The organism is Collinsella sp. AF05-9 (assembly GCF_003465595.1).
Taxonomy (GTDB): Bacteria; Actinomycetota; Coriobacteriia; order Coriobacteriales; family Coriobacteriaceae; genus Collinsella.
Genome location: NZ_QSBB01000031.1, coordinates 1 through 21,828, shown reverse-complemented (window position 1 = coordinate 21,828; position 21,828 = coordinate 1). Strand labels below are relative to the sequence as shown.

General features: G+C 57.9%; 21 protein-coding genes. 19 read left to right on the top strand and 2 right to left on the bottom strand.

Annotation, left to right across the window (positions count from 1 at the left end; all coding sequences use genetic code 11):
* The first annotated feature begins 269 nt into the window (after positions 1-269).
* The 15 genes from DWV43_RS08320 to hflX all read left to right on the top strand — a co-directional run bounded on the left by DWV43_RS08320 (position 270) and on the right by hflX (position 18,372).
* Complete coding sequence (locus DWV43_RS08320) at positions 270-1,940, top strand: ribonuclease J (protein WP_022094702.1); 1,671 nt, start codon at positions 270-272, stop codon at positions 1,938-1,940.
* Between the two features lies 1 nt (position 1,941).
* Positions 1,942-4,710 carry a DNA translocase FtsK gene (locus DWV43_RS08315; protein WP_233539243.1) on the top strand — a complete coding sequence of 923 codons (2,769 nt, stop codon included), beginning with the start codon at positions 1,942-1,944 and terminating at the stop codon, positions 4,708-4,710.
* Entirely contained in the window at positions 4,710-6,212 is a 1,503-nt protein-coding gene (locus DWV43_RS08310; protein WP_117818048.1) for a RodZ family helix-turn-helix domain-containing protein, read from the top strand. The genes DWV43_RS08315 and DWV43_RS08310 overlap by 1 nt, the downstream gene beginning before the upstream one ends.
* 26 nt (positions 6,213-6,238) lie before the next feature.
* The gene (locus tag DWV43_RS08305; RefSeq protein ID WP_117818051.1) at positions 6,239-6,736 is read left to right on the top strand and encodes a YajQ family cyclic di-GMP-binding protein; all 498 of its coding nucleotides are present in this window, start codon (positions 6,239-6,241) and stop codon (positions 6,734-6,736) included.
* Between the two features lie 26 nt (positions 6,737-6,762).
* Positions 6,763-8,112 carry a 30S ribosomal protein S12 methylthiotransferase RimO gene (gene rimO, locus DWV43_RS08300; RefSeq protein ID WP_117818054.1) on the top strand — a complete coding sequence of 450 codons (1,350 nt, stop codon included), beginning with the start codon at positions 6,763-6,765 and terminating at the stop codon, positions 8,110-8,112.
* Between the two features lie 99 nt (positions 8,113-8,211).
* Positions 8,212-8,760 (top strand): CDP-diacylglycerol--glycerol-3-phosphate 3-phosphatidyltransferase, encoded by a 549-nt coding sequence (pgsA, locus tag DWV43_RS08295; protein WP_233539244.1) that lies wholly within the window; start codon positions 8,212-8,214, stop codon positions 8,758-8,760.
* 12 nt (positions 8,761-8,772) lie between these two features.
* Positions 8,773-9,303 (top strand): CinA family protein, encoded by a 531-nt coding sequence (locus DWV43_RS08290; RefSeq protein ID WP_117818060.1) that lies wholly within the window; start codon positions 8,773-8,775, stop codon positions 9,301-9,303.
* A 257-nt stretch (positions 9,304-9,560) separates the two neighbouring features.
* A complete protein-coding gene (gene recA, locus DWV43_RS08285; protein ID WP_271741986.1) occupies positions 9,561-10,709 on the top strand; it encodes a recombinase RecA in 1,149 nt (382 codons plus the stop codon).
* Positions 10,710-10,720: 11 nt separating this feature from the next.
* Positions 10,721-11,413: a regulatory protein RecX gene (locus DWV43_RS08280; protein WP_117818063.1), complete on the top strand. Its 693-nt coding sequence runs from the start codon at positions 10,721-10,723 to the stop codon at positions 11,411-11,413.
* A gap of 268 nt (positions 11,414-11,681) precedes the next feature.
* Positions 11,682-13,232, top strand: a complete 1,551-nt coding sequence (rny, locus tag DWV43_RS08275; RefSeq protein ID WP_117818065.1) for a ribonuclease Y — start codon at positions 11,682-11,684, stop codon at positions 13,230-13,232.
* A 1-nt stretch (position 13,233) separates the two neighbouring features.
* Positions 13,234-14,319: an ATP-binding protein gene (locus tag DWV43_RS08270; protein ID WP_117818068.1), complete on the top strand. Its 1,086-nt coding sequence runs from the start codon at positions 13,234-13,236 to the stop codon at positions 14,317-14,319.
* Positions 14,320-14,393: 74 nt separating this feature from the next.
* Positions 14,394-14,711, top strand: a complete 318-nt coding sequence (locus DWV43_RS08265) for a stage V sporulation protein S (RefSeq protein ID WP_117818071.1) — start codon at positions 14,394-14,396, stop codon at positions 14,709-14,711.
* A gap of 63 nt (positions 14,712-14,774) precedes the next feature.
* Positions 14,775-16,145 (top strand): tRNA (N6-isopentenyl adenosine(37)-C2)-methylthiotransferase MiaB, encoded by a 1,371-nt coding sequence (gene miaB, locus DWV43_RS08260; protein WP_117818074.1) that lies wholly within the window; start codon positions 14,775-14,777, stop codon positions 16,143-16,145.
* The gene (gene miaA / locus DWV43_RS08255; RefSeq protein WP_117818077.1) at positions 16,145-17,083 is read left to right on the top strand and encodes a tRNA (adenosine(37)-N6)-dimethylallyltransferase MiaA; all 939 of its coding nucleotides are present in this window, start codon (positions 16,145-16,147) and stop codon (positions 17,081-17,083) included. The genes miaB and miaA overlap by 1 nt, the downstream gene beginning before the upstream one ends.
* Positions 17,083-18,372: a GTPase HflX gene (gene hflX / locus DWV43_RS08250; protein WP_117818079.1), complete on the top strand. Its 1,290-nt coding sequence runs from the start codon at positions 17,083-17,085 to the stop codon at positions 18,370-18,372. The genes miaA and hflX overlap by 1 nt, the downstream gene beginning before the upstream one ends.
* On the opposite strand, the gene DWV43_RS08245 is transcribed toward hflX, so the two are convergent.
* Together DWV43_RS08245 and lexA are read right to left on the bottom strand one after the other, a co-directional pair.
* The gene (locus tag DWV43_RS08245) at positions 18,357-19,061 is read right to left on the bottom strand and encodes a heparan-alpha-glucosaminide N-acetyltransferase (protein WP_117818081.1); all 705 of its coding nucleotides are present in this window, start codon (positions 19,059-19,061) and stop codon (positions 18,357-18,359) included. The genes hflX and DWV43_RS08245 overlap by 16 nt on opposite strands.
* Positions 19,061-19,705 (bottom strand): transcriptional repressor LexA, encoded by a 645-nt coding sequence (gene lexA / locus DWV43_RS08240; RefSeq protein WP_117818083.1) that lies wholly within the window; start codon positions 19,703-19,705, stop codon positions 19,061-19,063. Before lexA ends, DWV43_RS08245 begins: the two co-directional genes overlap by 1 nt.
* A gap of 163 nt (positions 19,706-19,868) precedes the next feature.
* Here lexA and DWV43_RS08235 point away from each other — a divergent pair, with 163 nt between their 5' ends.
* The 4 genes from DWV43_RS08235 to DWV43_RS08220 all read left to right on the top strand — a co-directional run bounded on the left by DWV43_RS08235 (position 19,869) and on the right by DWV43_RS08220 (position 21,772).
* Positions 19,869-20,318 carry a LysM peptidoglycan-binding domain-containing protein gene (locus tag DWV43_RS08235; RefSeq protein ID WP_158569857.1) on the top strand — a complete coding sequence of 150 codons (450 nt, stop codon included), beginning with the start codon at positions 19,869-19,871 and terminating at the stop codon, positions 20,316-20,318.
* Between the two features lie 51 nt (positions 20,319-20,369).
* A complete protein-coding gene (gene nrdR / locus DWV43_RS08230; RefSeq protein ID WP_022093781.1) occupies positions 20,370-20,813 on the top strand; it encodes a transcriptional regulator NrdR in 444 nt (147 codons plus the stop codon).
* A gap of 4 nt (positions 20,814-20,817) precedes the next feature.
* The gene (gene dut, locus DWV43_RS08225) at positions 20,818-21,261 is read left to right on the top strand and encodes a dUTP diphosphatase (RefSeq protein ID WP_117818087.1); all 444 of its coding nucleotides are present in this window, start codon (positions 20,818-20,820) and stop codon (positions 21,259-21,261) included.
* Between the two features lie 127 nt (positions 21,262-21,388).
* Positions 21,389-21,772 (top strand): GntR family transcriptional regulator, encoded by a 384-nt coding sequence (locus DWV43_RS08220; protein ID WP_015564335.1) that lies wholly within the window; start codon positions 21,389-21,391, stop codon positions 21,770-21,772.
* Positions 21,773-21,828: the final 56 nt, after the last annotated feature.

Sequence of the window (21,828 nt, the reverse complement as noted above, 5' to 3'; positions counted from 1 at the left end):
AGGAGGCCACTTAATGTGGCCTCCGTCGTGAGCAGGACTGTAGAGCAGGAAACTTCATCAGTGCCCGCCCCACGGGAAACCGGCGGGATAGACCGGTTTGGATGGGGCTTTGATGCATGGGTGGTCTGTTGGTGGGCAAATGGGTATCATACTGAGGTTATTGCATCGACTCTGCGATGCATGTTTGTACGTTCCCGGCGGTCGGTTTGCCAGAAGCGCCCCGTCGGTTGTTCCAGACCCGTTTCGAAGAAAGGAAACCACACTAACCTATGGCAGCTAAAAAATCATCTCCCTTGAAGATCATCCCGCTTGGCGGCCTTGACGGCATCGGCAAGAATATGACGGTCTTCGAGTGCGGCGACGACATGGTGCTCGTCGACGCCGGCCTCATGTTCCCGGATGACTCCCAGCCTGGTATCGACCTGGTGCTTCCCGACTACACCTATGTTCTGGAGAACGAGGAGAAGCTCCGCGGTATCGTCGTCACTCACGGCCACGAGGACCACACCGGTTCGCTTCCGTATCTGCTGCAGGACCTCAACAATAAGGTGCCCATCTTCTCGAGCAAGCTGACGCTTGGCTTTATCGAGGGCAAGCTTTCTGAGTTCCGCATCCGCGCACCCAAGTTCCGCGAGGTCAAGGGCGGCAGCCATGTCAACCTCGGCGGCATCTCGCTCGACTTCTTCTCGATGACGCACTCCATCCCCGGCGCTCTGGGCGTGTTCATCCGCACCAATCAGGGCACCGTTATGCACACCGGCGACTTTAAGCTCGACCAGACGCCCATCGATGGCGTTACGCCCGACTATGCCGCTATCAGCCGCTTTGCCAAGCAGGGCATCGACCTGCTGCTTTCCGACTCCACTAATGCCACGGTTCCCGGCTTTACCAAGTCCGAGGCCGAGGTTGGTCCCAACCTGCTGCACGCCATCAAGAACGCCCCGGGTCGCGTGTTCGTCGCATCGTTCTCGAGCCACATCCATCGTTTGCAGCAGATCTGCGATGCCGCCCGCAAGTGCGGCCGTAAGGTCGTTGTGACCGGTCGCTCCATGCTCACGAACACCCGCGTGGCGCGCGAGCTCGGTTATCTCAACATCGATGATGCCGATATCATCGATGCCTTCGATATTGATAACCTGCCTGACGACAAGATCGTCGTCATGTGCACTGGTTCGCAGGGCGAGCCGCTGTCGGCCCTGTCCCGCATGGCCAATGGCGAGCACAAGACGCTCTCCATCCACGAGGGCGATACCGTTATCCTCTCGGCAACTCCCGTTCCCGGCAACGAGAAGGCCGTCCAGCAGGTCGTCAACAGCCTGGCCAAGCTCGGCTGCGACGTGTGGGATAAGAACCGCGCTCTCGTCCACGTCTCGGGTCACGGTAGCCAGGAGGAGCTCAAGCTTCTGATGGCCATGGCCAAGCCTACGTACTTTATGCCGGTCCACGGCGAGGCCGTGCATCTGCGCGCCCATGCCCAGCTGGCCCGCAAGATGGGTCTCAAGGACGATCATATCTTTATCCTCGATAACGGCGACACGCTCGAGATGCGCGGTGGTATCGTCAAGCGCGGTACGCCCGTCGAGTCCGGTGTCGTTTACGTCGACGGCCTGCGTATCGGCGATACCGACCCCATCGTCCTGCGCGATCGCCAGAAGCTCGCCAACGACGGTATGGTCACGGCCGTTGCCATCGTCTCCCTCAAACATAAGAAGATCGAGGCCATCGAGTTCTCGGGCCGCGGCGTCTCGTTTGCCATCGACGACCAGTTCTCCGAGGATGCCTCCGCGTCCATTATGAAGACGATCGAGAAGGGTAAGTTCAGCTTTACCAGCAGCGGTTCCGATGCCATTCGCAAGGCCGTGCGCGATTCGCTCTCTAACTTTATCTGGAGCCGTACGCGCACCCGTCCGATGATCATCCCGGTCGTCATGGAGGTTTAGTTTGGCGCGCGGATCTGCACAAAACGCCAAAGGCAATAAGGCCAATAACCAACCGGCATCTGCTAAGGGTGCCGGTTCCCATCTGCGTGCCAATAAGGGCCACGAGTCCGAGTTCGATGAGTTTGAGCCCTTGGTCGAGCCTTCGGCCAATCGCGATATCGCCGGTGTGGTCATCGCCGTTTTGGCGATCGCGTCCTTCATTGCCGTGATCTCTCCGGCAACAGCGCCCGTGACGGCTGCGGTTGCCGGTTTCTACCACCTGGGCTTTGGTCTGGGCGCCTACGTGCTGCCGATCGTCATCTTGCTGTTTGCCGCCACGCTCTTTTTGGGTGAGGACTCGCCGCTCAACGTGCGCTCTGTTGCGGGCGGCGCCTTGGTCTTTATCGCCGTCGTCTCCATTCTTTCGCTGATGGTGCCGGGCACGAGCGATTCGTGCGACCTTATGTTTACGCCGCAGAACCTTTCCGTGTCGGGTGGCTACATTGGTGCGTTTATTGCGAGTGCGCTGCAGAATGCCCTGGGTAAGCCTGTCGCGATGGTGGTCCTGTTGGGTCTGGCCGTCGTTGGTTTTGTCATCATTGGCTTTTCGGTGGGCGGTGTGCTGCGCTCTGCCCGCGATCGTGCGGCAGATTTTGCCGAACGCCGTCGTGCCGATGTCAACGCCAGCCCGTGGGGCGATGAAGAGGCCCTGTCTGTTCCCGGCGTCGCTCGTCCGCACCTGAGCATTCTACGCCAGAAGGGGACTGACGCCGCGGTGACCACGGTCATGGGTGGCGATGTCGACCCGGTTTTGGATGACGACGAGGACGATGACCCATTTGTCGTCGTATCCGAGTCGGTTGAAGCCGAGCGCGCCAAGACCACGCTGCTGCCGCGCCGCCATGCCAAGAAGGGCAAGGCTGCGCCCAAGCTCAACACAAGCGAGCCCGACCCGTCTTGGTCCGATAGCGAGATTGAGCTCACCGAGGGTGACGACGAGGCTCCGCTCGAGACCGCCAAGACAACCTTGCTGCCGCGTCGCCACGCCAAGCGCGGTCAGGTCACTGGACAGCTTTCGATGGAGGACGATCCGGACAAGGTTGACGAGTCCGAGCCGCCGTTTGCCGTGAACCCTGTTTCGGCCGCACCTCAGATTCCCGACTTCTTAAAGCATCCCAAGGTTGCCGATGCGCCTGCCACGAGTGCTGTCGAATCGGCTGCGGCTCGTGATGGGGGAGCGGACGGCGGCGCCGCAGATAACGAGGGCGAAGAAGAGGACGGCCTCAAGCTTCCGCCGCTCGAAATCCTACATGCCAACCCGCAGTCGGCTTCTGCCGCGTCTTCGGATAAGGAGCTGGAGCAGACCGCTGAGTCACTGCAATCCACCTTGCTTGAGTTTGGCCGCAGTGCCCGCGTGGTCGGCTGGATCGCCGGCCCCACGGTGACGACCTTTAAGCTGCAACCCGGCGAGGGCGAGCGCGTGAGCAAGATTTCGAGCCTTGAGGACGACATCGCGCTGTCGCTTGCTGCTCAGTCCGTGCGTATCTTTGCGCCGATTCCCGGCACCTCGCTCGTGGGTATCGAGATTCCCAATCGCAAGCGTCAGAACGTCAACTTGGGTGATGTTCTGCCCTATGTTAAGGGCGGTCCGCTTGAGCTTGCCATCGGCCGCGATGCAGAGGGCACGCCGGTCGTCGCCGACCTCGCCAAGATGCCCCATCTGCTGATCGCCGGTACCACGGGTTCCGGTAAGTCGGTCATGATCAACTCCATCATCACGACTCTGCTTATGCGCGCCCTTCCCGAGGACGTTCGCTTGATCATGGTCGACCCCAAGCGTGTCGAGCTCGCAGGCTATAACGGCCTTCCGCATCTTTACGTGCCCGTAGTGACCGAGCCCAAGCAGGCCGCGAGTGCCTTGCAGTGGGCGGTGTCCGAGATGGAGCGCCGCCTGAAGGTCTTCGAGCGCCTTAACGTGCGCAAGATCTCGACCTATAACGAAAAGCAGGCCGCCGGCGAGTTTGAGCATTACGATAACCCGCCGCAAAAGATGCCCTACCTGGTCATCATTATCGACGAGCTTTCGGACCTGATGATGGTTGCCGGCAAGGACGTCGAGGCGTCGATTGTGCGAATCGCCCAGCTGGGCCGTGCCGCCGGTATCCACCTTATCGTGGCGACTCAGCGTCCGAGCTCCAACGTGGTGACGGGTCTCATCAAGGCAAACATTACCAACCGTATCGCCTTTAACGTCGCAACGGGCATCGACTCCCGCGTCATCATCGACCAGATGGGTGCCGAAAAGCTCACCGGCTTGGGTGACATGCTGTTCTCAAAGGTCGACTGGGGCAAGCCCCGCCGTATCCAGGGCTGCTTTGTTTCGGATGACGAGATCAACGAGATTGTCGAGTTCGTCAAGTCGCAAAGCGAGCCTGACTACCATGAGGAGATCCTATCGGCCGTGGCACCTGCCTCCATGTCCATGGCGGGTGGCGGCGGCATCGTGCGCACCGGCGTCGCCGAGCCCCAGGACGACGATCCGCTTATCTGGGAAGCCGCTCATATTGTGGTGGAATCGCAGCTGGGCTCCACATCTGGCCTGCAGCGCCGCCTGAAGGTTGGCTATGCGCGCGCCGGGCGTATTATGGACATGCTGGAAGAAAAGGGTGTCGTCGGACCGCCCGACGGTTCCAAGCCGCGCGAGGTCCTGCTGGATGAAGAAGGCCTTGCCGCGCTGGAATCCGTCGACGCCGAGATGGCACGTGAAGATCGTGAGTTTGGAGGATTCTGATGGCTGCACGCTTTGGTGACATGCTGCTCGAGCAGCGTCGCCGAATGGGCCTTTCCATTCAGCAGGTCGCCAACACCATCAAAATCAGGCCGCAGATCATCGAGTTTTTCGAAACCGGTAATTTTGCATCGATGCCCCCGCGCGGTTATGCCCAGGGCATGATTTCGAGCTACGCACGCTTTTTGGGCCTCAATCCGCGCGAGGTCGTCAACGCTTATTTTGATGAACTCATGGCATATGAACGCGAGACGTCGCAGCAGGGCGGTCGTTTTCAGGACGCCGCCGGCTACGTCAATTCGCGTTCCTCGGTCGACAACGGCCGTTTCCTGATGGTTCAGGGCGGGCGTTCGACGCGTTATGGCCAGCGCCCTCAGCAGGCTGGCTATATTACCGAGTCTGGCTCGAGCGAGGAGATTCGTTCTCAGCGCGATCGTTTTCGCAGCACGCCGGCGCCCGAGGAGCGCGCACTCCCCGCTGCCCGCGGTGTCGCTCGTGACCCTCGTGCCGGCTACGGCGATGGCGGTTATTCCGATCGCGGGTACCGTGGCGTTTCTTCCGGTCGTCCGCGCGGCGGCTATGCAGACGCCGATACTACGCAGGTGACGCCTCGCCTTCGATCTCAGTCGCAGCCCTATAGCCAGCGTTCCTCAGCGGCTCGTTCGGGCCAGCGCAACTACCAGGGTCGTGGCGAGCTCGCCCCCCGCTCGGGTCAGCGCAATATGCAGCGCCAAGGTAGCTATCGCGGACGTTCCGACAATAACCGCGGTCGTATGCCCCAAGGCACTGGTCGCGGTGGCTCCAATCGTGGGCGCGGCGGTGGGCGTGCTCTCCAGAACAACGGTCTCGATCCTCGTATCGTTTACGCCGGTATCGGCGCCGTGGCGTTGCTGCTGATCGTGCTCATCGTGGTGCTTTTGCGTGGCTGTGGCTCCTCGGCGCCCGAGTCGACGCCCGAGACGCCCGTTGCCACCAAGACAGCGACTAAGAAGTCTTCCAAGAAGACCGAATCCGTCGATGAGGACGAAGATACCGATGAGACGACGGACGAGTCGACCGATTCGGACGCCGCCAAGACGACGGCCAAGAAGGAAGAGAACGAGGTCACAAAGGTCAAGATCTCCGTTGCCAAGGGCAAGACTGCTTGGATTGAGGTCAAAGTTGATGGCAAGTCGGTCTATGGCGCCCAGGCGACCGGCCCCTTTGAGCAGGAATATACGCCCGAGTCCTCGATCGAGATCACCACGTCCAAGCCTTCCGATGTCACCGTTACCAAGAACGGTGAAAAGGTCCGCTACGACACTAAGACGTCGGGCGTGGCACGCGTGACGATCACCGTTCCCAAGAAGGAGACGACCGACTCCGAGGACGGCGAGAGCACTGACGGCACCGATGATGCCAACAGCGCGGATGGAACCGAGGCCCAGTCCACGGAGGGCACCAATACCGCTACCGACGGTCAAACGACGACCGTTTCTACCGATTATTCGTACGACAGCTACTAAGCCGCTCGTAAGCGAAAGGATTAACCATGGCTAAAGATTCCAGCTTCGACGTCGTGTCCGAGGTTAATATGCAGGAGGTCGACAACGCCTTCCAGCAGACCACGCGCGAGATTTCCCAACGCTATGACCTGAAGGACTCCGGCGCCACCATCGAGCTTTCGAAGGGAGACAAACTCTTTACGGTCAACGCCCCGGCCGACTTTGTCTCCAAGCAGATCATCGATGTCCTGAGCTCCAAGCTCATCAAGCGCGGCATCGATCTTAAGGCCGTGTCCTGGGATGCGCCTCAGGCTGCATCGGGCTGTACCGTGCGCGTGCTCGGTCACATCGTCGAGGGCATTGACCAAGCGACTGCCAAGAAGATCAATAAGGACATTAAGGATCAGAAGCTCAAGGTCAAGGTGACGATCGAGGCCGACAAACTGCGCGTCTCCTCTGCTTCCAAGGATGCGCTGCAGACCGTGATCCAGTTCCTGCGCGACCAGGACTACGGTCAGCCGTTGCAGTTCACCAACTACCGCTAATTCATTCGAAAGGACCGCTCTCCAACATGGATACACCGTTGGGCTCCGTGCTCTATATCACCCTCGGGTGCGCCAAGAACGAGGTCGATACCGACCGTATGCGTTCGCTGCTGACCGCCGCGGGCTACGAGGAGGCATTCGATCCGCAGGATGCCGATATCGCCATCGTCAATACGTGCTCGTTCCTTGCCTCGGCGACGTCCGAGAGCATCGAGACCACGTTCGAGCTTGCCAACGAGGTTCAGGACGGCGTTCGTTCCTGCCCGATCGTCATGTGCGGCTGCGTGCCGTCACGCTACGGCGACGACCTGCCCGACGAGCTGCCCGAGGTCGCGGCCTTTGTGAAGGCCGACGAGGAAGACGGCATCGTGGCGGTCATCGATGACGTGCTGGGTGTTGAGCGCGAGATTGCCGCCTATATTCCGCAGGTCAAGCGTACCGTCGAGGGCGCTGTCGCCTACGTCAAAATCTCCGATGGCTGCAACCGCTTCTGCAGCTTCTGCATGATCCCGTATATCCGCGGTCATTATCACTCGCGCAATGCCGAGAGCATTATCTCCGAGGTGCGCGACCTGGTCGCCGGTGGTGTGCGCGAGATCGTTCTGATCGGTCAGGACACGGGCATTTGGGGCACTGACTTTGCCGACGAGGACCTCGCCGAGGGCTCGCCGCGCAATCTGGCTCAGCTGCTGCAGGCCGTTGCCGAGGCGGTGCGTCCTCATAACGTTTGGGTCCGCGTACTCTACCTGCAGCCCGAGGGCATGACCGACGAGCTTATCGAGACCATTCGCGATACGCCCGAGGTGCTGCCCTATATCGATATTCCCGTCCAGCACTGCGACGCGCGCATCCTCAAGGCCATGCGCCGCTCCGGTTCGCGTCAGGAGCTCGAGGACCTGTTCCGCGACCTGCGCGAGCGTATTCCCGGTATCGTGATCCGCTCCACGGCTATGGTCGGCTTCCCGACTGAGACCGACGACGAGTTCCGCGATCTTATCGACTTTATGGACACCGTCGGCTTTGACTACACGAGCGTCTTTGCCTACTCGCGTGAGGAGGGCAGCCTAGCCGCCAAGATGGATGGTCAGGTCGATGAAGAGGTTAAGCTCGAGCGCGCCCAGGAGGCTATGGATCTGGCCGAGTCGCTCGGCTTTGCCGCCACGGCGGCCCATGTGGGCGAACGCGCCCAGGTGATCGTCGACGGTATCGAGGAGACCGAGGACGGTGCCGAGCTCATCGGACATGCCTGGTTCCAGGCTCCCGATTCCGATGGTGCGGTGCATCTGGATGCCAGCGAGGCATCCGTGGGCGATATTCTGACGGTCGAGTTTACCGATAGCTTCTGCTACGAGCTTATCGGTCATGTTGTGGAGTAGGAGAGCGTCGTGGCTAACGAGAGCAATAAGGAACTGACGAGTGTTTGGACGCCCGCCAACATCGTGACGTGCGTGCGCATCGTCTTTATTCCGGTGTTCATGATCGTGTCGGCGCTGTCTCACACGAGCGTTGCCGGTACGGATTGGAGCACCTTCGACGGCCCGCTCGCCGCCGCCGCATTTATTCTGTACGTCATCCTGTCGTGCACCGATAAGGTTGATGGCTACCTGGCTCGTTCGCGCAACGAGATCACCGATTTCGGCAAGTTCTTGGACCCCATCGCCGATAAGTTGCTCGTGTTCTCGGCCCTGCTGCTGTTCTTGGACTTTGGTGCCGTAACCGTGTGGTCGGTGTTCATCATCCTGTTCCGCGAGCTGCTGGTGAGCGCCCTGCGCATGGTCGCGAGTGCGGCCGGTGTGGTCGTTGCGGCCGATAAGCTCGGAAAGTACAAGACGGCGACTACGATGGTTTCCATCTGCGGTTATCTGTGCGTCTTTGCGATGGCCGGCTTGCATCTTGGCCCGGTGGCGCTGACGCTCGGCATTTACTCGGTGTCGCGCTTCCTGTACGCCGTGGCCGTTATCTTGACCGTTATCTCGGGCGCTCAGTACTTCTGGAACTGCCGCAAGATCGTCTTTTCGGTCTAGGTCCTGGTAGGCATGACGGAATCATTTGAGCAGATTGCCACGCACAATGAAGAGCTCGCACGCGATATTGTCGAGCGTGCAACCGTTCGTGGTGTGACGGTTTCGACGGCTGAATCTCTGACAGCGGGTATGATTGCCTCGACGATCGCCGATATCCCGGGTGCCTCAGCGGTGCTGCGCGGCGGTGCGGTGACGTACTGCGACGAGATTAAGCATCGCGTACTCGGCGTTGAGCAAGAGACGCTTGACCGCTATACCGCGGTGTCGTATCAGGCGGCGCGCGAGATGGCTGCCGGTTCGCTGGAGCTGTATCAGAGCGATATTGCCGTGAGCGCGACGGGCTATGCCGGCCCCGGTGGAGGCACCGAGGACGATCCGGCTGGAACCTTTTATATTGGCTGGGCGTATCGCTCTGCCGATGGGGGAGTGCCGGTCGTGGACTCCATTCGTTGTCACTATGAGGGCAATCGTTCGTGTGTTCGTGCCCATGCGGTCGCGGAGGCACTGGGTCGCATTGTGTGCGTGCTTCATTCTATGGAATAGACGTGTTTTAAGGGGCCTCCGGGCCCCTTAATTGTGAAGATAGGGACCTCGGCCGAATTTACTCTTCGTGCAGGTCGTTGGCGTATTCTTCCTCGTCATGTCTTTCTTGGTTTGCCTGCGGTCAAGTTTTTGGTCAGTGTTTGGTCGGCGTTTGGTTGGGTTTTGGAAAGGTCGGCTGCATATGATTTATCTGAACGGTTGACCACGAACAGCCGTTCGTCTATTATCGATGCAGGTTGTTAAGAGGAGGGCTATTCATGGCCAAGAATTCAGGTCCCGTACGTACCGTTCATGCTCGCACGACGGGTAAAGAGCGCGATGAGATGATCGCCACCACCAAGGCCGAGATCGAGAAGAAATTCGGCCAGGGTTCCATCATGAGGTACGGCGACGGTGGTCCCGAGCTCGAGGTCGAGGCCATTCCCACAGGCGCCCTGGCCCTCGATGCCGCGCTGGGCATCGGCGGCGTGCCACGCGGCCGTATCGTCGAGATTTACGGTCCCGAGTCCTCCGGTAAGACAACGCTTTCGCTCGAGATTTTGGCAGAGGCCCAGGCTATGGGCGGCGTCGTGGCATTTATTGATGCCGAGCACGCGCTCGATCCCACGTATGCCGCTCGTATCGGCGTGGACATCGATGAGGTCCTCATTTCCCAGCCCGATACGGGCGAGCAGGCGCTCGAGATCGTCGACATGCTCGTGCGCTCTGGCGCCATCGATGCCATCGTCGTCGACTCTGTCGCCGCTTTGACCCCGCGTGCCGAGATCGAGGGCGAGATCGGCGATACTACGGTCGGCCTTCAAGCCCGTCTGATGAGCCAGGCGCTCCGTAAGCTCGCCGGCTCACTCGCCAAATCTAAAACGACCTGTATCTTCATTAATCAGTTGCGCGAGAAGATCGGCGTCATGTTCGGCAACCCCGAGACTACGACGGGCGGCCGCGCCCTCAAGTTCTTCTCGTCGGTGCGTATCGATATTCGCCGCATCGACAGCATCAAGCTCAAGGACGAGGTCATCGGCAATCGTGTGCGTGCCAAGGTCGTTAAGAACAAGGTGGCGGCACCGTTCCGCTCGGCCGAGTTCGACATCATGTACGGCACGGGCATCTCTAAGGAGGGCTCGATTCTGGACATGGCCGTCGAGTGCGGTATCTGCAAAAAGATGGGCTCTTGGTTTGCTTACGGTGAGGACAAGCTCGGTAATGGTCGCGAGGCCGCTAAGGCGTTCCTGCGCGAACACCCCGATTGTGCTGACGAGATCGAGCATAAGGTCCGCCTTGCCTGCGGTCTTGAGTTTGATGACGATGCTCCGTCCGAGGTTGAACTGACCGATCAGCCCGAAACTGAGGAGTTCGATGAGCTTTACGCCATCGATGGCTCCGCGATGCTCGATGATGATGACGAGTAGCGGATGCCCTCATGTCGTATACGGTGACCGAGGCAACGGTCGTCTTTCCCGATAAGAAGGCGGCCTCCTCGTTTTCGAGTGGGTATGCATCAAAAAAGCCTTGTGCACATATCGACTGTGAGCTCGAGGGCGGTTTTGAACGATCCGTCTGGATTCCTGTTCGTGTCGCGCGCCTGTTCCTTAAAAATCGCCCCGATCTTCCCTGCGATTGGGATGAGTTTCGCGATGCGGTGCAGCTCATTGAGCGTAAATGCGCGCTTACCATGGTGACTGAGATGCTGTCGCGCCGCGACCATGCCACGGGTGAGGTCCGTGACAAGCTGGCTCGTTACGGATTTCGCCAGCCCGCAATTGATTTCGCCGTCCAGCGTGCCACTGAGTATCGCTTTTTAGATGAGAACCGCTTTTGTTCTTACTTTATCGAGGAACGCAAACGACGCGGCTGGGGACAGCGCAAGATTGAGACCGAGCTCAAGCGCCGCCATGTCGTACTCGATGATATCCCTGGCTATCCCGAGGATTATTATGCCGTGGAGGACGACTTGGCTCGCGCATCGGCTTTACTCACGAAGCGTCGCATTCCCGAGACGCGTGGATTCGAAAAGCTCGTCCGATTTTTGATGGGCAAGGGTTTTTCGTACCGCATCGCCGCCGATGCCGTTAAGGCGCGTCTCGATGCCGAACGTGAAGAATGCGCAGTTTAGACACATTCTAGACACATGCGTTTTGCGTACCTGCCGTTCACCGCGTTTTAGCCGCCGTGCTCCGTGCATTTATTTGACAGTTGTTGCGGTTCAACGTACGATAAACACTGTCATTTGCTTTGTGATATGCGCTCATCTTTGATGAGTTTGTTTATATGTTTATCTGTATCCGACCCGCATAAGCTGCGCCCATATTACTCAAATGTCGCGAGCCGTTCGTAAGGACGGTTCGCTTTGTTGTGTAACGAATCCATAAAAAGGAGTGAGCATGCCTATCATCGCAGCGCTCGTTGGCATCGTTTTGGGTGCCATCGCCGCCATTGCCTACATGCGCACCGCCAAGCAGGGTAGTCTTCACGAGGCCGACGAAAAGATCCAGTCGGCACATGCACAGGCTGAGTCCCTAATCGGCGATGCAAAGCGCCAGGCCGAGACCCTCAAAAAAGAGGCTCTGCTCGAGGCTAAAGAGGAGATCATCAAGAACAAGCAGGCTGCCGAGGCCGAGGACAAGCAGCGTAAGAACGAGATTCGTTCGCTCGAGAACCGTGTGATGCAGCGCGAGGAGTCCCTCGATCGCCGCAACGATGCCCTCGACAAGCGTGAGCACCAGCTGTCCAGCCAGGCCGGTCAGGTCGAGAAGCGCTCTCGCGAGCTTGAGGAGCTCTGCGCCAAGCAGACCTCGGAGCTCGAGCGTATCGCCGACCTGACCCGCGAGGACGCTCACAAGGAGCTCCTCGACAAGGTTCGTGGCGAGGTTACCCACGAGGCCGCCACGATCATCCGCGAGTCCGAGCAGCAAGTTCGCGCCGAGTGCCACAAGACCGCTCAGGAGATCTTGTCCCTGGCTATTCAACGCTGTGCCGCCGACCACACCGCCGAGGTTACCGTTACCTCCGTGCACATTCCTTCCGATGACCTCAAGGGTCGCATCATCGGCCGCGAGGGTCGCAACATCCGTACCTTCGAGCAGGTTTCCGGCGTCAACCTCGTTATCGATGATACGCCCGAGACCGTCGTGCTTTCGAGCTTCGATCCGGTCCGTCGCGAGACCGCCCGCGTCGCCCTCGAGAACCTTATTGCTGACGGCCGCATTCACCCTGCCCGCATCGAGGAGATGTATCACAAGGCCGCCGACTTGGTTCAGCAACGCGTGCGCGAGGCTGGCGAACAGGCTGCCTTCGATACCGGTATCCACGATCTGCACCCCGAGATCGTTAAGACCCTGGGTGCTCTGCGCTACCGCACCTCGTTTGGTCAGAACGTGCTCCAGCATTCCCTCGAGGTTTCCGACCTGTGCGGCGTAATGGCTTCCGAGCTTGGCCTTGACGTTATGACCGCTAAGCGTGCCGGCCTGCTGCACGATCTTGGCAAGGCTATCGACCATGACGTCGAGGGTCCGCATGCCGTTATCGGTGCCGAGCTCGCCCGTCGCTATGGCGAGAAGCCCATTATCGTTCACGCTATCGAGGCTCACCACGCCGACGTCGACCCCAACACGGTGCTCGATGTTCTGGTCCAGGCTGCCGATGCCGTTTCTGCCTCTCGCCCCGGTGCCCGTCGTGAATCGGCCGAGAACTACATCAAGCGCCTTGAGAAACTCGAGGAGATTGCCAACTCCCATGACGGCGTCGTGCGTACCTATGCCATGCAGGCTGGTCGCGAGGTCCACGTCATGGTTCAGCCGGACAAGATTTCCGATGCCCAGTCCACGGTCTTGGCTCATGACATCGCCCATCAGATCGAGGAAGAGATGGAGTATCCCGGTCAGGTGCGCGTCGTCGTGATTCGCGAGAGCCGTGCTGTCGATATCGCTAAATAACATGAACGACGCGAACGGGCTCATCTCATTTATCGCGTCGATGTCGGGGGAGGGCAACCTTCGCGTCGAGGAAAACCTTGGCGAGGGGTATGTCCGCCTCCGCGTTTCGGAGGCCGAGCGGCGCCAGGCAAAGCATGACATCCAGCATGTCGAGGATATCGTCATCGAAATGCTGCGCAACGCCCGTGATGCCGGCGCCGACAAGGTTTATCTCGCCACGACCAAGGAAGATGGCGTCCGTACGCTCGTCTTTCTGGACAATGGTTCGGGCGTGCCGCAGGATATGCAGAAGCGCATCTTCGATGCCCGCGTTACCTCCAAGCTCGAGAGCATGAAGATGGATCGTTGGGGCGTTCACGGTCGAGGCATGGCATTGTTCTCGATTAAGCAGAACACCGACGAGGCACGGGTTGTCGCGTCGGATGTTGACCTTGGCTCGGTCTTTAAGGTGAGCGTCGCTACCGACCGCCTTGGCGAGCGCGCCGATCAGTCCAGCTGGCCTCAGGCCGTGAAGGACGAGGACGGTCACTATGTCTGCGCCCGCGGCCCTCACAACATCATTCGCGCCGCCTGTGAGTTTGCCCTCGAGGAGCTGCGTGCCTGTGATGTCTATCTGGGGTCTCCGTCCGAGATCGCCGCGACGCTGCATGCGCAGGCCTCCAGTCGTCTCGATGCTTCTCGTCTTTTGTTTATCGATGACGAAGCCGAGCTTCCCGTGGTCGATCGTCTGGGTCTTGCTTCGGATGCGGAAGACTTTATCCGTATCTGTTCGGGTTTGGGCCTTGAGATGTCCGAGCGTACGGCGCATCGGATCTTGGCGGGCCAGATTAAGCCCGTTCGCGGTGTGACCGCACGCCTGCTACGCGAGCGCGATTCGTCCTCGCATGCGTCTGCTCCGGTTGATCTCGCCAAAGATCGTCGTGGGCTGCGTATCGCCAAGGACGACATGGCGCAGTTCTCGCGAGCCGTCGAGCGCGACTTTAACGATCTTGCATCGCGGTACTATCTCAACCTTTGCGGCGACCCCAAGATTCGTGTTTCGCGTGATCGTATTACCGTGACGTTCGATCTTGCCAAAGAGGAATAGCATCTTTACCGAGTCCGTTCGCTACGTTACAGTTATTGCAGTTAAAACGTACTTTTAAACGCAGGAGTTTCTTCATGGATTGCCTGAAGGTATCAAGCAAATCATCACCCGCGTCCGTTGCCGGCGCCATTGCCGGCATGGTCAAAGATGGTGTTCCCGTCAATATTCAGTGTGTCGGCGCGGGTGCCGTCAACCAGGCCATTAAGGCTGTGGCTATCGCGCGCGGTTTTTTGATTCCGACCGGGTTTGATATTTCCTGCGCGCCGGTGTTCTCCGACATCCTCATCAACGGGGAGTCGCGCACGGCCATCCGTCTTTCTATTTACGTTCATCAGATTAATCGAGCCGCTATGGGTAACGTTGTGATGGACGACGTTAAGCCTGTTGCATAGAGTGTTTACTCTTTGTCCGCCCTCTTTGATTCCGCCTATTCCACTTCGTTAGGACTTATACACATGGACCAGGGTTCCGTACGCGATATTCTTGCCGGTAAAACCTACTTTATCCGCACCTTTGGCTGCCAGATGAATCAGCACGACTCCGAGCGCGTGAGTGGCCTGCTCGACTCGTATGGCTGCCTCCTGGCGCTCGATCCGGAGCATGCTGACATCGTCGTGTTCATGACGTGCTGCGTTCGTGAGGCTGCTGACACCCGTCTGTACGGTCAGTGCAACTCTTGTAAGAGCCTCCCGCCCTCGCCTTCTGGCAAGCGCGTGGTCGCCGTGGGCGGCTGCATCGCGCAGCGCGACGGCGAGGGTCTGCTCACCAATGTCGATAACGTCAATGTCATCTTTGGCACGCATTCCATCGCACATATGGCCGAGCTCATTGCCGAGGCATTCTTGGACGGCAAGCGTCATATCCGCACCAATGAGCATGAGGATTCAGATGCCATGAGCATGCCGTGGCATCGCGAGACCCAGTATCACGCCTGGGTGCCCATTATGACGGGCTGTAATAACTTCTGTACCTATTGCATCGTGCCGTATGTGCGCGGTCGCGAAAAGAGCCGCCCTTTCGAGGAGATTGTCGACGAGGTGACCGGTCTAGTGCGCCAGGGCGTGCGTGAGGTCACGCTTCTGGGTCAAAACGTCAACTCCTATGGTCGCGATCTGTTTGGCAAGCCGCGCTTTGCCGACCTGTTGCGTGCCGTGGGCGATACGGGTGTGGAGCGCATCTTCTTTACTTCCTCGCACCCCAAAGACCTGCTGCCCGAGACCATCGACGCTATGGCCGAAACGCCTGCCGTCATGCCGCAGCTGCACCTGGCCGTCCAGTCAGGTTCGACGCGCATCCTCAAAGAGATGAATCGCCGGTATACACGCGAGGATTATCTGGGGCTCGTTGATCGCGTTCGCAACCGCATGCCTAATATCGCGCTTTCGACCGATATCATTGTGGGCTTCCCCGGCGAGACCGAGGAAGACTTTGAGCAGACGCTTTCGCTTGCCGAGACGGTCCGCTATGCTCAGGCCTATACGTTTATCTATTCCAAGCGCGCCGGAACTCCGGCCGCCGAGATTGACGATCCCACGACGCATGAGGTGATTCTTGAGCGTTTCAACCGTCTGGTGAAGGTTATCGAGACCACAGTACACGAGTATAACCAAGGTGAGCTCCATACTGTTGTGCCGGCGCTTATTGAGGGTACGAGCAAAAAGAATGATGCGGTGCTGCTGGGCAAGAGTCCCAAGAATCAGACCGTTCATGCACCGATTCCCGAGGGTTACAGCATCGATCAGTTGATTGGCAAGATTGTCGATGTTGACGTCGACGTTGCCAAGACGTGGTATCTGTCCGGATCCGTTGTGGGTGAGCCGCGCTAATGATTGCTCCCGGGGCAGGCCTTTCCGCTGTTGCGATTGTCGGTCCGACCGCGGTTGGCAAAAGTGATGTCGCAGATCGTTTGGCGGCTCGCCTTTCGTCCGAAGTGCTGTCGTGTGACGCGATGCAAATCTATCGAGGCATGGATATCGGTACTGCCAAGATGGCACCCGAGGAATGCACGGCGCCGCTACGCCTGGTCGATATTGTTGAACCAGGCGTTGCATATTCTGCGGCGCTGTATCAGGCAGACGCCCGTGTACATGTTGAGCGCTTGCTGGGCGAGGGCCGCCTACCGGTGTTTTGCGGGGGCACGGGTTTGTATCTCAAGGCCGCCTTAGATGAGATGGATTTTCCCTCGGGCGAACTTGAGGACGATCGCCGCACGGGGTATCAGGAGCTTGCCGAGCGCATGGGCGAGGAAGCGCTGCACGCGCTGCTTGCCGAGCGTGACCCCGAGTCCGCTGCGGTCATCCACCCCCATAATGTTCGCCGCGTGATTCGCGCGCTCGAGATGCACGATGATGGTGTTTCCTACGCGCAGCAAAAGTCGCAGTTTAGTGTTCCGCGCGAGCATTATCACGCTCTGTGGTTTGGATTGACGCGTAATCGCGAGGCGCTTTACGAGCGTATTAACCTACGCGTCGATCTGATGTTTGAGCAGGGTCTTGTTGATGAGGTTCGCGGTCTTATGGACCAGGGGCTGGGAGATGCCCTGACTTCGATGCAGGCGATTGGCTATAAAGAGATTATCGATGCCCTTGACGGCGTCATTTCTATGGATGAGGCTCGCGAACTCATCAAGATGCGTTCGCGTCGCTATGCCAAACGTCAGCTTTCGTGGTTTAAACGCGATGACCGCATCGTGTGGTTCGATATGGACGAGTTTACGATCGATGAGGTTGTTGAGGATATCCTTCACCGTATCGAGGCGGCCTAATGGCTCGGTTTCCCCTCGTTCCTACGGCCCCTGAGCCCGAACGTGCCGTTCTTGTCGGAGTTGAGTGGCGCGATAACGCCTGGCCGCTCGATCGTTCGCTTGACGAGCTTGAGCGCCTGGCCCATACGGCTGGCGCCCAGTGCGTGGCGCGTCTGTCACAGCGTCTGGTTAAGCCGTATCCAAAATCGTTTATTGGCTCCGGTAAGGTTGAGGAGCTTTGCGGGCTCGTTCATCGTATGGATGCCGATGTCGTTATCTTCGACGACGATTTAACGCCCTCGCAGCAGTCTTATCTGGAGAAAGCCGTGGGCGAACCGGTTAAGATTATCGACCGTACGGCGTTGATTCTCGATATCTTTGGTCTGCACGCTCAGACCCGTGAGGGCCGCCTGCAGGTGCAGCTGGCGCAGCTGCAGTATCTGTTGCCCCGCTTGCGCGGTATGTGGACCCATCTTGCTAAAGAGCAGACACGTGGTGGCATTGGTTCGCGCTTTGGCCAGGGCGAAAGTCAGCTCGAGGTTGACCGACGTTTGATTCGTAACAAGATTGCCGCGCTTCGTCGCGAGCTTAAGCAGGTTGAACAGCGCCGCGATGTCCAGTCAAAGAGTCGTATCGAGTCGCCGGCGTTTCGCGTTGCCTTAGCCGGTTATACCAATGCCGGTAAGTCGACGTTGCTCAATCGTCTGACCGGGTCTACGGTGCTTTCACAAGACAAATTGTTTGCCACACTCGATCCGACGACGCGCTCGTATCGCTTGCCCGGCGGTCGTGGTATGACCATTACCGATACCGTTGGCTTTATTCAGAAGTTACCGCATGGTCTCGTTGATGCCTTTAAGTCCACCCTGTCTGAGGTCCTTGGTGCCGACCTGATCCTTAAAGTTGTGGATGCCTCTGACGAGGACTACGAGCGTCAGCTCGAGGCAGTCGATCGCGTTCTTGACGAAATCGGTGCCGGCGAGCGTTTGACGCTTACGGTGTTCAATAAAATCGACCTACTCGATAGCGTCGATCGATTGAGTTTCCATCGTCGCTATCCCGAGGCCGTGCTGTTCTCGGCCCAGACGGGCGAGGGGCTTGACGATCTCGTCGACCGTATTGCCCGTGAGGCAGCTGCCACCGATGTGTTGCTCTCCGCTGATATCCCGTATCGTGAGGGCGCCCTCATCACGCTGGTGCATGAGCAGGGAACCCTTCTGCATGAGGAATATCTTGAGGACGGAGTTCGTATTGTGGCGAAGTTGCCGGCCCGAATCGCCCCGCGTCTTGAGCGCTATCGTACGGAATAAACGAGTTCTAGTATGCCTAGAATGACAGGCTGATGGAGCAGGTAGAACGGTAAGGCGTGCCGACCGAGGACTGCGAGCGCCGGGATGGGATTGGCGTATGCCCATGCTGGCGCTTCGAGGCTTGGTGCTTGTGCTGCCTGGGCAGAAAAAAAGCCGGTAAGGTACATAAAGACAAACGGAATGAGCGGATAGTAGTCTCCCGAAACAAAACCCGGGCTCGGGAATCCAAGCCATGCCAGGTAGGGGAGTGGGTAGACCGCTTTTGGAATGTTCCAGGTTAGGGCAAATAGAACAAGGCACGCTGCTATGCCCCACGAGCCCGGTATTTTTTGGAGTGCCGGACGGGTGAGTGCAACCACCGCAGTGCACGCTGCCATGCAATAAATGATGCCAAAGTTTACCGAATCGTCGACTGATACCAGTGTAGTTGCAATCCATACAATCGAGGCTGCGGCGGCGTATTTGAGGGCGCGCTTAACGTTATTGCGCGAGAGCGTGCACATCCAACCGGCGATAAACAAAAATACCCAGCTGATGCTAGCGCGCCAAATATCCTGGAAAACCGTTTCGGTAAACCATGGCATATCCCATCCATATAGGTAGGCCAAATCGTAGCAGGCGTGAAAACCTGCCATCGATAGCATCGTAAACCCGCGGACGGTATCAAATATGGTGATGCGTTTTTGCATTACGAGAACCGGCGCATTAAACCGACAACCTTACCCAAAATAACGGGGTTCGTCGCATAGATGGGCTCCATAGTGTCGTTCTCGGGCTGCAAGCGCACGCGCCCCTGCTCCTTGTAGAACGTCTTGACGGTCGCCGAGCCATCGATCATGGCCACGACGATTTCGCCGTTCATGGCGCTCTTTTGCTCGCGAACGATAATGTAGTCACCGTTGTAGATTCCGACATTGATCATTGAGCTGCCGTGCACTTCAAGGATAAAGGAGCCCTGGTCTGTGGCGATTTCGGTCGGGATGGTAAAGGTATCCTCGATGTTTTGCTCGGCCAGAATGGGAATCCCAGCCGCGACGCGACCGACGAGCGGCAGCGAGACCGTTCCGCGGGGTGCTGTGGGTTCATCGGATTTGGAAATCGAGACGGAGGATCCGTCCTCATCAAAGAGCTCTAGGGCGCGAGGCTTGGTGGAATCGCGCTTGAGCAGCCCTCGAGCCTCTAGGGCAGAGAGATGAGCATGCACCGTGCTGGGGGAGGAGAGTCCTACGGCCGACGCCATCTCGCGCACACTGGGCGGATAGCCCTTCTCTTGCTGATATTCCTTGATGAAGTCGTAAATCTGCTGCTGACGCTTGGTAATTTTGCGAGCCATCAGGGGATCCTCTCTACCAATGTCAAACAAATGTTCGATTATTGCTTGACAGGAACAACTGTTCGCAGATAATAATAACCGAACATTCGTTCTCGCGCTAGACATTTTTGTCCGCGCGGCTTGATAAAACTGTTCTCAGCAAAACACGCGAGAGGAGAACATGATGAACGCCACGGATATGGTCCAGGGAAACCTCGCCCTTAAGCTCGAGACGCCTGCGGCGCCGGCTTTCACGGTTGTCAAAGGCGGCCGATCTGGTTTCCAGACATTGCCTAGTAAGCCCGTCCGCAGCCGGTGCGTCGCCACGACTTCGGCCCCCGTTGCCTTGAAGGTCTCGACGATTGTCGCTCTCGCCGTTGCGCTCACGCTCTTCTTTGTACTTGCTACCTCGATCTTCAGCGCTCGTCACGCCGCATATGCCGAGTCGGTATCCAACGTTACCTACGAGACCGTTCGTGTTCAGTCTGGCGATTCCTTGTGGTCGCTTGCCCAGGAACATCCTATTGAGGGTCTTTCCACACAGGAGACCTCTGATATGATCCGCGACGTCAATCATCTGGAGCATGGCTCGCTCGATGCCGGTGCGCATCTTAAAGTTCCCGCACGTTCCTAAGATTTAAGTACCGTCGCATGGTACCCTTGTAATCGTTTTAGAGGAGGTACCATGCGCTGTCCCAAATGCGGCAAGGCACATACCCGCGTCGTTGATTCCCGCATGCAGGAATCTAATAACACCATCAAGCGCCGTCGCGAATGCTGCTCGTGCAATTATCGCTTTACGACATTTGAGCGTTGTGAAGACCCAATCGAGGTCATTAAGTCAGACGGAACCAAGCAACGGTTCGATCGCAATAAGCTGCTGGTCGGTTTGATGCGCGCCACGATCAAGCGTGATATCGACACTAAAAAGCTCAACGAGATCATTGACGATATAGAGGTCGAGCTTCGCTCTCGTACACTCACGGCCGTTACGTCTCATGAGCTGGGCGATATGGTTCTTAAGCGGTTGGCCAAGATCGATAAAGTGGCCTACATCCGCTTTGCCTCGGTCTATCGCGATTTCAAAGACGTCGATGAGTTTCTGCAAGAGCTCGACAAGCTAAGGTGATTTCATGTCCAACATTACCGTTAACATTAAGCGTCTCGACCCAGCCGTCGAGCTTCCCAAATACGCCCATCCTTCGGATGCCGGTCTTGACCTCCGCGCCAACGAAGACTGCACCCTCAAACCCTTTGAGCGACGTCTGGTCTCCACGGGCCTAGCTATCGCCCTGCCCGACGGCTACGCCGGCTTCGTCCAGCCCCGCAGCGGCCTGGCCATTAAGCAGGGCCTGTCTATAGTCAACACGCCCGGTCTCATCGATGCTCACTACCGAGGAGAGCTCAAAGTCATCCTCATTAACCTAGACCCCACGAACGACATCCAAATCAACAAAGGCGACCGCATCGCCCAGCTTGTCATCCAAGAAGTCCCCACGGTTAACCTCGTAGAAGTAGAAGAACTAGACGAAACCGACCGAGGCAACGGAGGCTTCGGCTCCAGCGGCGTCGCCTAGCCGCTTCCGTCCGCCCTCCCACGGGAGAGCTTCGTTTACGTTCTGGCAGCCACATCGGATCCCCCATAAAAATCTACAAAAGTTAGACTAAACAGCATAACAGTTAAAACACACGGAGGATGCAGCAATGAAACTGATTATTTCAAATGTATCTGGCATCCCCATATACGAGCAGATTAAACAGCAGATCAAGGCGGCTATTTTATCTGGCGAGCTTCAAGCCGAAGAAACTTTGCCCTCCCTTAGAACACTTGCCAAAGACTTAAAGATCAGCGTCTTAACAGTGACAAAGGCATACACAGAATTAGAGCAAGAGGGCTTTGTTAAAAATGTGCAGGGGCGTGGATGTTTCGTAATGGGGTCTGGTTCAGAACTGATTAAGGAGCAGCTTATTTGCAAAGTAGAAAACAATCTCACCGAAGCAATAAAAGCTGCAAGAATGGCAAATCTATCCACAGAGGAATTACATCGCCTTTTGGACATTTTAACGGAGGTAAAAACAGATGACTAATTATTTGGCTCTGTTAGACCACATTTGACACGATCGGCTGTTCGTCGAACCGGGAA